Origin of the sequence: Microbacterium sp. LWH3-1.2, from assembly GCF_040675855.1 — a bacterium.
Classification (GTDB): Bacteria; Actinomycetota; Actinomycetes; order Actinomycetales; family Microbacteriaceae; genus Microbacterium.
In genome coordinates this window covers 2,516,549-2,530,149 of record NZ_JBEGIK010000001.1, presented here as the reverse complement: position 1 = coordinate 2,530,149, position 13,601 = coordinate 2,516,549, and the positions used below count along the sequence as shown (strand labels likewise).

Annotated in this window: 13 protein-coding genes; 5 read left to right on the top strand and 8 right to left on the bottom strand. The window is 69.9% G+C overall.

Going from position 1 to position 13,601, the window contains the following annotated elements:
- Window positions 1-109: 109 nt before the first annotated feature.
- A complete protein-coding gene (locus MRBLWH3_RS11735) occupies window positions 110-667 on the top strand; it encodes an HdeD family acid-resistance protein (protein WP_363432003.1) in 558 nt (185 codons plus the stop codon).
- Between the two features lie 68 nt (window positions 668-735).
- Here MRBLWH3_RS11735 and MRBLWH3_RS11730 read toward each other — a convergent pair whose 3' ends face one another.
- Window positions 736-2,715 (bottom strand): S9 family peptidase, encoded by a 1,980-nt coding sequence (locus MRBLWH3_RS11730; RefSeq protein ID WP_363432001.1) that lies wholly within the window; start codon window positions 2,713-2,715, stop codon window positions 736-738.
- Between the two features lie 4 nt (window positions 2,716-2,719).
- Complete coding sequence (locus MRBLWH3_RS11725; protein ID WP_363431999.1) at window positions 2,720-3,493, bottom strand: SDR family oxidoreductase; 774 nt, start codon at window positions 3,491-3,493, stop codon at window positions 2,720-2,722.
- Between the two features lie 42 nt (window positions 3,494-3,535).
- Here MRBLWH3_RS11725 and MRBLWH3_RS11720 point away from each other — a divergent pair, with 42 nt between their 5' ends.
- The 4 genes from MRBLWH3_RS11720 to MRBLWH3_RS11705 all read left to right on the top strand — a co-directional run bounded on the left by MRBLWH3_RS11720 (window position 3,536) and on the right by MRBLWH3_RS11705 (window position 6,368).
- Window positions 3,536-4,030 (top strand): NfeD family protein, encoded by a 495-nt coding sequence (locus tag MRBLWH3_RS11720; protein ID WP_363431996.1) that lies wholly within the window; start codon window positions 3,536-3,538, stop codon window positions 4,028-4,030.
- A complete protein-coding gene (locus MRBLWH3_RS11715) occupies window positions 4,027-5,073 on the top strand; it encodes an SPFH domain-containing protein (RefSeq protein ID WP_363431994.1) in 1,047 nt (348 codons plus the stop codon). Before MRBLWH3_RS11720 ends, MRBLWH3_RS11715 begins: the two co-directional genes overlap by 4 nt.
- Window positions 5,070-5,858: a glycerophosphodiester phosphodiesterase family protein gene (locus MRBLWH3_RS11710; RefSeq protein ID WP_363431992.1), complete on the top strand. Its 789-nt coding sequence runs from the start codon at window positions 5,070-5,072 to the stop codon at window positions 5,856-5,858. Before MRBLWH3_RS11715 ends, MRBLWH3_RS11710 begins: the two co-directional genes overlap by 4 nt.
- Before the next feature lie 126 nt (window positions 5,859-5,984).
- The gene (locus MRBLWH3_RS11705) at window positions 5,985-6,368 is read left to right on the top strand and encodes an RNA polymerase-binding protein RbpA (RefSeq protein WP_363431989.1); all 384 of its coding nucleotides are present in this window, start codon (window positions 5,985-5,987) and stop codon (window positions 6,366-6,368) included.
- Window positions 6,369-6,392: 24 nt separating this feature from the next.
- On the opposite strand, the gene lnt is transcribed toward MRBLWH3_RS11705, so the two are convergent.
- From lnt to MRBLWH3_RS11675, 6 genes are all read right to left on the bottom strand, one after another.
- Entirely contained in the window at window positions 6,393-7,949 is a 1,557-nt protein-coding gene (gene lnt, locus MRBLWH3_RS11700; RefSeq protein WP_363431986.1) for an apolipoprotein N-acyltransferase, read from the bottom strand.
- A 50-nt stretch (window positions 7,950-7,999) separates the two neighbouring features.
- Window positions 8,000-10,498 carry a DEAD/DEAH box helicase gene (locus MRBLWH3_RS11695; protein ID WP_363431984.1) on the bottom strand — a complete coding sequence of 833 codons (2,499 nt, stop codon included), beginning with the start codon at window positions 10,496-10,498 and terminating at the stop codon, window positions 8,000-8,002.
- Window positions 10,495-11,262: a twin-arginine translocase subunit TatC gene (gene tatC, locus MRBLWH3_RS11690; RefSeq protein WP_363435480.1), complete on the bottom strand. Its 768-nt coding sequence runs from the start codon at window positions 11,260-11,262 to the stop codon at window positions 10,495-10,497. Before tatC ends, MRBLWH3_RS11695 begins: the two co-directional genes overlap by 4 nt.
- Before the next feature lie 66 nt (window positions 11,263-11,328).
- On the bottom strand, window positions 11,329-11,574 hold the full coding sequence (tatA, locus tag MRBLWH3_RS11685; RefSeq protein ID WP_116193575.1) for a Sec-independent protein translocase subunit TatA: 246 nt from the start codon (window positions 11,572-11,574) through the stop codon (window positions 11,329-11,331).
- Between the two features lie 67 nt (window positions 11,575-11,641).
- Window positions 11,642-12,604 carry a helix-turn-helix transcriptional regulator gene (locus MRBLWH3_RS11680; protein WP_363431981.1) on the bottom strand — a complete coding sequence of 321 codons (963 nt, stop codon included), beginning with the start codon at window positions 12,602-12,604 and terminating at the stop codon, window positions 11,642-11,644.
- Window positions 12,601-13,596 (bottom strand): helix-turn-helix transcriptional regulator, encoded by a 996-nt coding sequence (locus tag MRBLWH3_RS11675; RefSeq protein ID WP_363431979.1) that lies wholly within the window; start codon window positions 13,594-13,596, stop codon window positions 12,601-12,603. The genes MRBLWH3_RS11680 and MRBLWH3_RS11675 overlap by 4 nt, the downstream gene beginning before the upstream one ends.
- Window positions 13,597-13,601 lie beyond the last annotated feature (5 nt).

Here is a 13,601-nt window from a genome sequence, read left to right as displayed (position 1 = left end):
TCCGGGGCGATGGGCATCGGGCAACACACGTTCACGCTCGCGTGCATGTTCGATCTGGGGTCTAAGCTTTAGCCGCATCACGTACAGGGAACTCTCAGAAAGGCCCCTCATGTCCACTGCATCCGAAGCCGAGAAGTCGGCCGTCAACGGAATCCGCACGGCGCTCGGCGTCGGCGGCGTCCTCGCCATCATCGTCGGCATCCTGATCCTGGTCTGGCCGGGCAAGACCGCCGCGGTGATCACGGCGATCATCGCGATCTACGCGATCGCCGCCGGACTGGTCTACGCCGGTCTCGGGATCTTCTCGAAGACCAAGGGCGGCTGGGCTCGCGTCGGCCACATCGCGCTCGGCATCCTGTTCATCATCGCCGGCGTCGTGGCGCTGTTCAACCTCGGCCAGACGACCGCATGGCTCGCGCTGTTCCTCGGCATCCTCATCGGAATCATGTGGATCGTCGAAGGCATCGTGGCCCTGTCGACGCTCGGCGACGCCGCATCGAAGGGCTGGTCGATCTTCTTCGCCATCCTGAGCATCATCGCCGGTATCGTCGTGCTGTTCGCACCGGTGTGGGGCGTCGCGATCCTCTGGTGGATCCTCGGCATCTCGCTCGTGGTGCTCGGCGTGATCAACATCGTGCGCGCCTTCACCTTCAAGGGCGACATCTGACCCGCGCCTGAAACGGAGTCGGCCCCGGGAGCGCACGCTCCCGGGGCCGACTCATGTCGAGGATCGGATCAGCCGACCGGAAGATGCCGGCTCCACCAGGCGAGCACCGCGTCGAAGCGCTCGACGCGATGGCGCGGCTGGCCCGAGCGGGTGAGCTCGTGGTTCTCGCCGGGAAACACCAGCAACTCGGCCTCGGTGCCCTGGCGCTTGAGCGCCGAGTAGTACCGCGTGGCCTGGTCCAGCGGGCACCGGAAGTCGAGCTCCGAGTGCATCACGAGGGTGGGTGTCGTGACCTGCCCGACGACGGCCATCGGGCTCTGGCGCGCGATGTCCTCCACCGAGATGCCGACGTACTCGTCGCCGAAGAACGAGCCGATGTCGCTCGTGCCTTGGAACGAGAGCGGCTCCAGGAAGCCGCGCTCCACGATCGCGCCGGCGAAGCGGTGGTCGTGCGCGATGACCCACGCCGTGAGGTAGCCGCCGTACGAGCCGCCCTGCACGCCGACTCGGGCGCCGTCCAGACGCCGGTCGTCGGCGATCGCGCCCTCGAGGAAGTCGATGACGTCGGCGAAGTCGACCGTGCCCATCTGCTGACGGATGCTGCGCCCATGCGCCCGCCCGTAGCCTGCCGAACCGCGGGGGTTCGAGTAGACGACGGCGTACCCGGCATCCACCAGCACTTGCGTCTCGTCGAAGAGATGCACGCCGTACGAGGCGAAGGGCCCGCCGTGGATCTGCAGGATGACGGGGAACGGCCCATCGCCCTCCGGCGTCGCGACCCACCCGTGCACGGGGTAGCCGTCGCGCCCCGCGACGGTCAGTTCGCGAGGGAGGACGGTTCCGGATGCTGCGGCCGAAGCTCCGAACGCGGTGAGCGTGCGTGCCACACCGCCTTCGATGAGCACGAGCTCGCCGAAGGAATCCGGCTGGGACACGGCGGCCACGACACGGCCACCGCCGGTCGCGTGCCCGCCGACCTCGACGTCGCCGCCGAGCAGCTCGCTGACCGCGCCGTCGCGCGTCACGCGTACCAATCGGACGCGCCCGCGAGCGGCAGCCTGCACGAGGAAGCCGTCGCCGTCCACGCGCAGGTGGCCCTCGCCGAGGTTCACGGCATCGGCGTCGGTGACGCGGCGTGCGACCCCGTCCTCCACGAGCCAGAGTCCGACGCCCGGAGCGATGAAGTCCACGCCGTCGCCGACCTCGTGCGCGAGGAGGGCGATCGTGCCGTCCAGGGCGACGAGCGCTTCGTAGATCGCGATCCCCGCGGCGGTGCCGAGCACCTCGCGCTCCCCCGAACCGTCCACCGCGAGGGCGATGATGCGGTCGCGCAGGTCACGGCGATCCGTCTCGATCTCGTCGGGAACGGTGAGGATCTCGCGGCCGTCGGCGGTGAAGACGACGCCGCCGTGCGACGCCGTTCCCCCCGTCAGCTGGCGCGCCTCGGCTGCGACCAGCGTCTTCTTGGGCGGCGTCTCGTCGTCGGGGCGCACGGCGGCGGCGGGCTCGTAGAACGGCTCCGCGTCGACCTCGGGCGCGGCGATCACGAAGACGTGCGCCGGGCGGTCGCCGATGTAGCCGAGGCCGTTCGCATGCCAGCGCACGCCGGTGATGTGCCGCGGCGCCTCGGCCGCGGCATCCAACCCTTCCACGCTGCCGTAGCGACCCTTCTCCGGTATGCGGGCGACGAACGCGAGGATCGTTCCGTCGGGCGACCAGGCGAAGTCCTCGACGCCCAGCACGGCGTCCGTCGCCTGCACCGGCTCGCCCCCGACGGCCGCGACCACATGCACCTGCGGCTTGCCCTTGGCGTCGCCGCGCACGAACCCGATCCTTGTGCCGTCGGGCGAGAGTTTCGGCGCGGTGTCGGCAGTGCCGCGCGTGAGGCGGCGCGGCGTCCCCTCGGGAAGATCGACGCGCCACACCTGGCCCACGTTGCGGTTGGCCGCGAGATCCGGGCGCGAGGTCGCGAAGACGGCGAAGGAGCCGTCGGCGGCGATCTCGGGACGCCCGACCGAGACGAGCGTCTCGATGTCGGTCGCCTTCATCGGGTCACTCCGCGCCGAACGACGACACGTCGCCGACCAGGCGGGTGTTGTCGGCGGGCACCGGGTCGAGTGCCGCCTGGGCGACCTCGGCGGCGAACTCCGACACGTTGTAGAGCTTGCCCGCGTCCTCGCGGCGGGCGGCGATCGCGCCCGGGTTGGCCCGCTCGAGCAGCGTCGCCGTGATCGTCCCCTCGATCATGTCGCCCGACACGACGACGAACTCGACGCCGCGCTCGGCCAGCGCGGGGATGCGCTCGCGCAGGGCGTCCTCGCCGGCGCGCTTGGACAGCGCCACCGGCTCGTACTCCGGCATCGTCGGGGTGGTGCGGATGAAGTGCGCCTGGTGGCTCGTGACGAAGACGACGCGCGAGCCCTCGCCGAGGATCGGCAGCGCGGTCTCGAGCACGTTCACCTGCGCATCGCGGTTGAGAAGGAGCGCGTAGTCCTCGGCCATGCCGGACTCCATGCCGCCCGACGCGTTGAGCACGAGGATGTCGAGCGAGCCGAACGTGTTGGCGACCTCGTCGAACATCGCCTGCACGGATGTCGGGTCGGTGAGATCCGCGCCGACGACGAGCACCTGCACGCCGAGTTCGCGCAGTTCGGTCGCGAGCTTCTCGGCGCGCGGAGCCTTGTTGCGGTAGTTGATGACGACGTCCGCTCCGGCCTGTGCGAGGTAGCGGGCCGTGTCGGCGCCGATGCCGCGGGACGAGCCCGTCACGAGTGCGGTCCTGCCGCTCAGCGAGCTCTCGGGAAGCGGGTTCAGAGTCTGAGTCACGTGTAGACCCTACCTGCTAGGTTCGAGCTGAGGAGGCGCACCGTGGAGCTCATCGAGGTCGTCGAACAGTGGGCGTGGATCGGCTGGCTGGTGCTGATCCTGGTGTTCCTGGTGATCGAGATGCTCACTCTCGACTTCACGTTCCTGATGCTGAGCATCGGTGGCCTCGCAGGCCTCATCACCGACCTTCTCGGAGCACCGATCTGGCTGCAGGTCATCATCGCCGCCGGCGTGGCCGCGGCGCTCGTCCTCCTCCTGCGCCCTCCGCTCCTGCGACGCCTGCGCCGCGGCGAAGACCCGACGCCGTCGAACGTCGACGCGCTCATCGGTCTCGGTGGCACCGTCGTGTCGTCGGTGGGCGCACACGGCGGACAGGTCAAGCTCGCCAACGGCGACATCTGGACCGCGCGCACCGATTCGGGCGATCTGCAGCCCGGGACGCCCGTGCGCGTCAGCCGCATCGAGGGCGCGACCGCCGTCGTCCGCTTCGACTCCCCCGAATCCCTCGCCCCCGCACCAGAGGACCCGCTCGCATGAACGACTTCACCTCGGCCATCCCGACGGCGATCGGGTGGATCCTCGCGATCGCCGTCTTCATCTTCGTGCTGGTGGTCATCTTCCGGTCCATCCGGATCATCCCGCAGGCGACCGCGGGCGTCGTCGAGCGCCTCGGCCGATACCACAAGACCCTCGCCCCCGGTCTCAACCTGCTCGTGCCCTTCATCGACCGCCTGCGCCCGCTTCTCGACATGCGCGAGCAGGTCGTGTCGTTCCCGCCGCAGCCGGTGATCACCGAGGACAACCTCGTCGTCTCGATCGACACCGTCGTGTACTTCCAGGTGACCGACGCCCGGGCCGCGACCTACGAGATCGCCAACTATCTCAGCGCCGTCGAGCAGCTGACGGTGACCACACTGCGCAACGTCGTCGGCGGCCTCAACCTCGAGGAGGCGCTCACGAGCCGCGACGAGATCAACGGTCAGCTGCGCGTCGTGCTCGACGAGGCGACCGGCAAGTGGGGCCTGCGCGTGTCGCGTGTCGAGCTCAAGGCCATCGACCCGCCGCACTCGATCCAGGACTCCATGGAGAAGCAGATGCGCGCCGAGCGCGAGCGTCGCGCCACGATCCTCACCGCCGAAGGCTCGAAGCAGTCGCAGATCCTCGAGGCCGAGGGCCGCCGGCAGGCCGAGATCCTCAAAGCCGAGGGCGACAAGCAGGCTGCGGTGCTGCGCGCGCAGGGCGAGGCCGAAGCCATCCAGACCGTCTTCGACGCGATCCACACCGGCAACCCCGACGACAAGCTGCTGGCCTACCAGTACCTGCAGACACTGCCGAAGATCGCCGACAGCGCGTCGAGCAAGCTCTGGATCATCCCGAGCGAGTTCACCGAGGCGCTCAAGGGCCTCTCGGGCTCCTTCGCAGGTGTGATGGCGGATGCTGCGGCCAGGGGCCGCACGTCCGCGGCGGGTGGCATTGCCACTGGCGGCGCCTCCTCGGCCGGCAGCGCGTCGGGCGGCGCGTCCTCCGGCGGCCCCGCGATCGGCGGTCCGCCACCCGCGGTCACTCCACCCACCCCGTGACCCACCCCTGGTTCGAGGGCGTCTCAACGCCCCGTGTTCTCGCGCACCGGGGTCTCGTCACGCCCGACGCCGCGCACAGCGGCATCGTCGAGAACTCCTTCGCCGCCGTCGCCGCCGCGCACTCGGCCGGGGCACACTACGTCGAGTCGGACTGTCACCGCACGGCCGACGGGGTGGTCGTGCTGTTCCACGACGACGACCTGTCGCGCGTGACCGGCGACCCGCGCAAGATCGCCGACGTCACGGTTCGCGAGCTCGAGCACCTCATGGCCGGCCGGGGCGGACTCATCACGCTCGCGCAGGCTCTGACCGCGTTCCCGACCGTGAGGTTCAACCTCGATGTGAAGGCGACGGATGCCGCGTCCGCGGTCGGCACCACGATCGCGCCGTTCGCCGACCGGGTGCTGGTGACCAGCTTCTCCGACGAACGGCGTCGCGCCGCACTCACCGCGGCGCGGGCCGTGAGCGAGGCGTCGGGCCAGAGCATCCGGCCCGCCACATCAGGGGGTCGCGGCACCATCGCACGCGCGATTGCGGCCGTGTCGGCGCGGTCGGACCGGCTGGTCGCACGTGCCCTGGCAGGTGTCGATGCCCTTCAGGTTCCCGAGCGGCAGGGCCGCGTGCGCATCGTGACATCCCGGCTCATCGCGGCCGCGCACCGGCACGGCGTCGAGGTCCACGTGTGGACCGTCAATTCCCCCAGCGATATGGCGCGACTCGTCGAGATGGGAGTCGACGGCATCGTCACGGACAGGGCCGACGTCGCGATCGCCGCCCTCCGCTAACACCCGACGGTGACGGGGCGAGGCTTCCGCTGTGCATCCACTGTGAAAGGTCGATGAACAGGGTCCCTTCGGATGATCCGCACAGGTCACTTCGTTATACCTGTACAGCGACGAGAGGACCACAAAATGGCAGACCGCAGCCTGCGCGGCATCCGACTCGGCGCCCAGAGCCTACAGAGCGAAGAGGGCGTCGTGTTCCATGAGCGCGCACAGCACATCTACTCGTGCACGTCGTGCGGACGTGACACGACTTTGACTTTCGCGGCCGACGCCGAGATCCCGCCCGCCTGGGAGTGCCGCACGTGCGGTGCCGAGGCGCTGCTGCGAGTGGGCGACGGCACCGCGACCGTCGATCACTCCGGTGACAAGACGCCTCGCAGCCACTGGGACATGCTCCTGGAGCGCCGCACCATCCCCGAGCTGGAAGAGCTGCTCGAGGAGCGCCTCGCGTACGTTCGCGCCCGTCGTGGAGCCGGCGAGGCCGTGACGGTGGACAAGCTCAGCGCCTGACCCGCGCTCCGTGCGACGCCGGCCCTATGGGGCCGGCGTCTTCGCGTGTCCGCGCATGCGCCGGCGCACGGCGATGCCGACCCCCGCGAGCGCGACGACGCTGCCCCACGCCGCGAGGGCGTTCAGCCACGGCCCGATGATGACGGCCGGTGTGAGGCCGGTCCGCAGCGGGACGTCGGTGAGCATGTGTCCGGGCTCGTCCGCGGGGAGCCCGTCGATGGTGGACCCGTCGGGAGCGATCACCTGGCTCGTGCCGACTGTCGAGAGGTTCACGACCGAGCGCCCGGTCTCGATCGCGCGCAGTCTCGCCACGGCCAGCTGCTGCAGGTTCTCATCGGTGCCACGGAAGTCCGCGTTGTTCGTCTGGAAGAGGTAGATCTGCGCCCCCTCGCGCGCGCCTTCCCAGATCAGGGCGTCATAGATGACGTCGAAGCAGATCGCGAGCCCCGCGATGGTGCCGTCGATGTCGAACACCGGCACGGTGGTGCCGGGCGTGTAGTCGCGGCCGATCATGCCGATGAGGTCGGGCGCGATCGACGCGTAGAACTCCCGGTCGGGCACGTACTCGCCGAACGGCACCGGGTTGCGCTTGTCGTAGGTCTGCTCGATACCGGCGCCCTCGCGCCAGAGGAACGACATGTTGAAGTACTCGTCGCCGCGCTTGTCGATGCGGTTGGCGACCAGCGGCGCGCCCACCTGCCCCGCGACGCGGTCGAGGGCGGCCGCGACGACCGGCGATCCGTCGGGGTCGACATCCACGCTCCCCTCCGGCCACAGCACCACATCGACGCCCTCTGCCCCGAACAGCGGCTTCGTGGCCTCGTACTGGGACTCGAGGATGTCTCCCGCCTCCCGATGGTCGAAGTAGCCCGCCGGGCCGTTGCCCTGCACGCTCGCGACGCGCATCGTGCCCGCCGGCGTCGTCGCCCACGCGGGGACGAGGAGGAGCGCGGTGGCGACGAGCGCCAGCACCGCGACCGGGAGGAGGGGGCGGATGCCGCCTGCCCGCGTGCGTCGCGGGGACCGGGCGAATTCTACTGCGGCAGCGACGAGCGCAACGATCAGGAACGTGAGTCCGGCAGTCCCCGTCCACGAGACCACCTCGGCGAACGGCCCGTTCACCTGCGACGTGCCGACGCGCCCCCACGGGAAACCGCCGTACGGGAAACCGCCGATCACCGCCTCTTTCGCGGTCCACAGTCCCGCGATGAGCACCGAGGTGACCAGGAGGCGGCCGCGGCGCGGTACCACTACGGGAACCCACCGGTAGGCGAGCGAGATGAGCACCGCGCCGCCCGCGACGAACAGCGCCTCGAGCAGGGAGAGCGCGAGCCACGGAAGCGGTCCGACCCATTCGGCGGTGAAGTCGACGTTGAGCAAGTAGAACGCGAGGCCGAAGGCGAGTCCCGTCACGAATGCGCCGCCGACGCGGCGCCCGATGAGGGTCACGAGCGCGAGCGCGACCGACATGAAGGCCATCGGCCACCACGCGACCGACGGAAAAGCCAGGTCGAACAGCACCCCGGCCAGAACCGAGAGCGGAACCGCCGCCCACAACGGGAGGATCGGGCGAGGTGGCACGGGTTCAGCCTAAGCGAGCCGAGCGGCGTTCCTTCGCCGCGTCGGCGGCCCTAGACGCCGGAGTACGCGACGATGCCACGGCGCACGGCATCCAGCGCCTTGCGTGCCGTGCCCGCGATCGGCGGATCGGCGACGATCGACAGCTGGTCGAGCAGATCGATCGTCTGCTTCGACCAGCGCACGAAGTCGCCGGCTGCCATGTCGGCCTCGATCAGCACGCGATCGAGCATGCCCCCGCGTGCCCACGTGTGCATCGCCTGCGCCAGGCCGGCCGAGACCGGCTCGGTGCCCGGCAGCCGGTGCTCCTGCTCGAGGTCGTCGAGCTCCTGCCACAGCGACAGCGTCGCCTCGAACGCCGGGCGGAACGCGCCGCGCGGCAGCCCCCGCTCCCCCGGGCCACCGTCGTCCCGCCGCGGCTCGTACACGAGCGAGCAGGCGAGTGCGGCGAGGGAGGGGGCATCCAGGTCCTTCCAGATGCCGCGCCGCAGCGACTCGGCGACGAGGAGGTCCCGCTCGCCGTAGATGCGGCGCATCGTTCGACCCGCGGGGGTCAGCGTCGTCGTCCCGTCGTCCTGGATCGACACGTACTCGAGCGCGCCCAGCACGTCGACGACGCGGTCGAAGATGCGCGCGACCGTGCCGGTGCGGGTCTCGATCTGCCGCCGCAGCTTGTCGACGTCGCGCTTGAGCTTCCAGTACCGCTCGGCCCACCGCGCGTGGTGCTCGCGGTCGGGGCATTGATGGCACGGATGCCGCTGCATCTGCTTGCGCAGGCCCGCGATGTGCCGCTGCCGCTCGTCGCGGGTCCGGCGGGACGCGCTCACGTCCTTGCGGTTGAGCTTCTCGACGTCGCTCAGCTCGCGGCGGATGCGCGAGTACTCGGCGAAGTCCCCGCGGTCGCACGCCATCGCCTTCGCATAGCCCGCGAGCGAGTCCTCATGTTCCTTCACCTGCCGGGCGAGCCCGACGACGGCGCGGTCCGCCTGGAACTGGGCGAACGAGGACTCGAGGATCTCGCGCGCCTTGGCGCGGCCGAACTGATCGATGAGGTTGACCGCCATGTTGTAGGTCGGCCGGAAACTCGAGTTGAGCGGGTACGTGCGCCGGGAGGCGAGGGCGGCCACGGCCTGCGGGTCGAGACCCTCTGTCCACTGGATGACCGCGTGTCCTTCGACGTCGATGCCACGGCGGCCTGCACGACCGGTGAGCTGCGTGTACTCCCCCGACGTGATGGCGACGCGGGCTTCGCCGTTGAACTTCTCGAGCTTCTCGAGCACAACGGTGCGCGCGGGCATGTTGATGCCGAGGGCGAGGGTCTCGGTGGCGAACACCACCTTCACCAGCTTGCGCTGGAAGAGCTCCTCGACGACCTCCTTGAACGCCGGCAGCAGCCCCGCGTGGTGCGAGGCGACGCCGCGTTCCAGATTCTCGCGCCACTCCCAGAACCCCAGCACGGCGAGGTCTTCCTCGAGGAGGGTACGCGTGCGCTCTTCGATCACAGCACGGATCTCGCGCCGCTCCTCCTGCGAGGTCAGCCGCACGCCGGCACGGCGCACCTGCTGCACGGCCGCGTCGCAGCCCGCTCGGCTGAAGATGAAGAAGATCGCGGGGAGCAGGTTGGCGCGCGACAGCAGCTCGACGACGTCGGGGCGGTCGAGACGCTCGATCCGCTGTACGTTCGCGGACCGCACCGGCCGCTTGCCGCCGCGGTTCGGGCGACGACGGGTTGCCTCGTATCCGGCCTGCCGCGCACTGTTGGACGCCTGCACCCGATGATTGCGCTCGAAGTTCTGGCCTTTGAAGGAGCGGATGCGCATGAGCTCCTGGTTGACCTGCGCCGTCGCGATGCCGGCGCGGTCGTCGAAGAGCGGGAGCAGATCGCCGCGCACGAGCACGTGCTGCTCGAGCGGCACCGGGCGGGTCTCGGAGACGATGACCTCGGTGTCGCCGCGCACCGTGTCGAGCCAGTCGCCGAACTCCTCGGCGTTCGAGACGGTCGCCGACAGTGAGATCAGCCGCACGCTCGGAGCGAGGTGGATGATGACCTCCTCCCACACCGCGCCGCGGAAGCGGTCGGCGAGGTAGTGCACCTCATCCATGACCACGTAGCGGAGGCCCCGCAACGCCGGAGAATCGGCGTACAGCATGTTCCGCAGCACCTCGGTCGTCATGACGACGATGCGCGCATTGCCGTTGATGTTGGTGTCGCCGGTGAGGAGACCGACCTCGCCCTCGCCGTAGACGTCCTGGAGCTCGCGGAACTTCTGGTTCGAGAGCGCCTTCATCGGCGTCGTGTAGAACGCCTTGTCGCCAGGTTCGCGCATCGCGAGGTGCACCGCGAACTCGCCGACGATCGTCTTCCCCGCCCCGGTGGGTGCGGCCACCAGGACGCTCCGGCCCTCCTCGAGGGAGCGGCATCCCTCGATCTGGAACGGATCGAGGGTGAACCGCTGGGAGTCGGCGAAGGCGGCCGTGATCGGGTGCGTCCGATCGAGACGCGCGGAGGCGCTCGCGCGCGCATAGCGGTCGGCGGGAGCGGGCTCGCTCACGAGACCTCGGGCGGCAGGAGGCCGGCCGCGCGGTCCCGCTTGGCCTTGCGGCGGTCGAACAGCATCGAGAGGCCGACTGCGGCGAAGTACAGCACACAGAGGATGCCCGCGAGCAGCAGCATCGAGGTGACGTCCGCGGCGGGGGTCGCGGCGGCCGCGAACACGGTGATAACGATGATGGCGACGCGCCACCCCTTGAGGATGCCGCGACCCGACACGACGCCCGCCAGATTGAGCGCCACCAGGAAGACCGGCGTCACGAACGAGACCCCGATGACCAGCAGCAGCTTGAAGACGAAGTCGTAGTACGTGGCGTAGTCGTAGAACTGCGCGATGCCCTGGTCGTTCGGCACGAAGTTGGCCATGAGCACGACCATGTGCGGCATGATCAGCCAGCCCACGTACAGCCCGGCGACGAACAGCGGGATCGCGGCCGCGAGGAAGCCGACCGTGTAACTGACCTCTTTGCGCGTGAGCCCGGGCATGATGAACGCCCAGATCTGCCAGAGCCAGATGGGCGCCGAGATCAGCAGTCCGATCGCGAACGCGATCCGCATATGCAGATCGAAACCGCTCGACACCGTCGTGAAGTTGAGCGCGATGTACTGGTCGCCGCGCTCGCTCGCGATCTGCACGATCGGCTGCGACAGCAGGTCGATGACCCAGCCGCTGATGACGAACGCGACGATCATTCCGACGACGAGGCCGGCCGCGGCGATGAAGAAGCGCCTCCGGAGCTCGCGCAGATGCCCGCCCAGGGACATGCGCTTGTCGCGCCGAGGCTGGTCAGGCTCCTCGATGCGCGGTGGATCCGTGGTGACCACGGTAGGTCAGGATGAAGGGTCTGCGGTGCTGCTCGAGCTCGCGGGGGTGTCGGCCTTGGGAGTCTCGGACGCCACGTTCTCTGCCTTCGGCTTCGCCGTGGAGTCGTCTTCCTTCATCGCCTTCATCTCGCCCTTGAAGACCCGGGCGGACTGACCGAGGCTCTTGGCCAGAGCCGGCAGTTTCGCCGCCCCGAACAGAAGCAGGATCACCGCGAGGATGATCAAAAGGTGCGGCCATCCGAATGCGCCCATGCGGAGTCTCCTTGTCGGTGCGGATGTGCGTCCAGTGTAACCCGACGGCGAGCGGCCAGAACTGCCCTCACCGGTATTGCGCCAAGCCCGCTTCGGCCCAGTCCGCGACGGCGCGGCGTGCGGCCGCAGGCTCGACCACCTCGACGAGTCCGCCGCGGCGCGCCGCGAGGCGGCGGAGGCTCAGCTCATCGGCGACCCGCATGGTCGCGACAGTGACGCCATCGGCGGTCTCGAGCGTGGCGCGATCGAGGTAGTCCCCCAGCAGCGGCGCGACATCCTCCGCGAAGCGGATGCGCGCGACCACCTCGCCCGCGTCGGTGTCGAACCAGTCCGGTGCCTGGTCGCCCGCGTGCGTGCTCGGGATGCCGGTGAGCTCGAGGTCGCTGACGCGGTCGAGGTGGAAGGTGCGCATCGCCTCGCGCAGATGGCACCAGCCCTGCAGGTACCACTGCCCGCTCGCGATGTGCACCTTCACCGGGTCGACCGTGCGCGTCGTGGGCGCGGCGTCCGGCGCCTTGTACGTGAACGACACGGCGACGCCTCGCCGCAGCGCGTCGGACACGAGGTCGCGCACGGCGTCGACGGGCTCCGTGGCGAGGATCACCTCGGCGGGAATCCCCGACGCACCCCGCGCGAGCTTGGCGAGCAGCCCGGCGTACAGCGCGGTGTCGCCCACGCCCGGGATCGATCGCGCCAGCTGCAGGCCCGCCAGAAGCGCCGCCGCCTCGCGCGCCGTGAGCTTGGGCGCGCGCTCCAGACCGACGGAGTTCGTGATGAGGATGAGATCGCGCTCGTCGAGGAGGTCCCAGTCGATGTCGAACAGGTCGTTCGCCATCTGCCAATAGCCGCGGTCGCCCGGCAGGCCGATCACGGTGAGCCTCTCGACCATCGACCGCATCTGCTCAGGTGACACATCGAACTCGTCGGCGGCCTCGGCCAGCGACACCTCGCCCTTGCCGATCAGGTACGGGACGAGCTGCAGCATGAGCGCGGCGCGGTCGGTCGCCACGAGCTGGCGCCGGACGCTCATGAGGTCCCTCCGTGGAGATCGCGTGTCGCCGCGAGCCGGTCGATGACGCGGTCGCGCAGGTCCGCGGGCTCGACGACCCGCACCTCGGGACCGTAGGAGGCGAGCTCGTCGGCGAAGATGTGCGCGTCGACGTACGGCACCCGGATCCCCTGCTCGGCGGGCTGCGCGCGACGCGCGAGACGCAGAGCCGCCTCGGTGCCGGGGTTCACCTCCAGCAGCGCCGAATTGCGCGCAGCGACGTCGTCGAGACCCGCGAGTGCGCGGTCGCCTGCACCCTCGCGCAGCGCCGCGTCGAAGGACGCGCGGGTGATGGAGACCGGACCGACGATGCGCGCGAGAAGGAACGTGCGGTCGGCACGGACGTCGAGGTCGATGCCGAACACGTGCCACCGGCCCTCGTACTCGACGAGGGCGAGCGGCTGCACGCGCCGCGTGCGAGGTGCCGCCTCCCCTGGCTTGAGGTACGGGAAGGTGACGACGCGGCTCGACTCGATGGCCTGCTGCAGCGCCGGGAACGCGGGATCGCGCAGGCTGAGGCGCGGCGAGAAGCCGATGATGGGCTCGTCGACGAGATCCCCCAGGGCGCGGATCTTGCGCAGGCCGCTCCGGGCGTCGTCCGACATGGAGCTTTCGCTCCAGACACCACCGGCGAGGGTGAGCAGCGCCAGCTCGGCGGGGGTGAACTCGATGTCCTCCGGGAGTTCGTACTCGGCGCTCGGCACGCGGTACCGCGCCTCGCGCAGGTCGTCGGGGTCGGCCCAGTCGCCGATCGTCTCGATGGGAACGCCCAGCCCGCGCAGCGACTCCTTGTCCCGCTCGAACATCTTCTCGAGCGCGTCCTTCGACGCCCCCGCCTCGCTTTGCTCGCGGTAGCCCGCGACCGAGGTCAGGATGGTGTCCTTCGTGAGGCCCTGATCGGTCGCGATGAGCGCCACCACGAGGTTCACCAGGCGCTCCTCGGGCGGGATCTTCGCGGCGGCAGTGGCAGGCACCCGCC

Coding starts and splice junctions, on each gene's coding strand:
- MRBLWH3_RS11735 (WP_363432003.1), top strand. CDS start 110: ATGTCCACTGCATCCGAAGCCGAGAAGTCGGCCGTCAACGGAATCCGC.
- MRBLWH3_RS11730 (WP_363432001.1), bottom strand. CDS start 2,715: ATGAAGGCGACCGACATCGAGACGCTCGTCTCGGTCGGGCGTCCCGAG.
- MRBLWH3_RS11715 (WP_363431994.1), top strand. CDS start 4,027: ATGAACGACTTCACCTCGGCCATCCCGACGGCGATCGGGTGGATCCTC.
- MRBLWH3_RS11705 (WP_363431989.1), top strand. CDS start 5,985: ATGGCAGACCGCAGCCTGCGCGGCATCCGACTCGGCGCCCAGAGCCTA.
- tatC (WP_363435480.1), bottom strand. CDS start 11,262: ATGTCCCTGGGCGGGCATCTGCGCGAGCTCCGGAGGCGCTTCTTCATC.
- tatA (WP_116193575.1), bottom strand. CDS start 11,574: ATGGGCGCATTCGGATGGCCGCACCTTTTGATCATCCTCGCGGTGATC.
- MRBLWH3_RS11680 (WP_363431981.1), bottom strand. CDS start 12,604: ATGAGCGTCCGGCGCCAGCTCGTGGCGACCGACCGCGCCGCGCTCATG.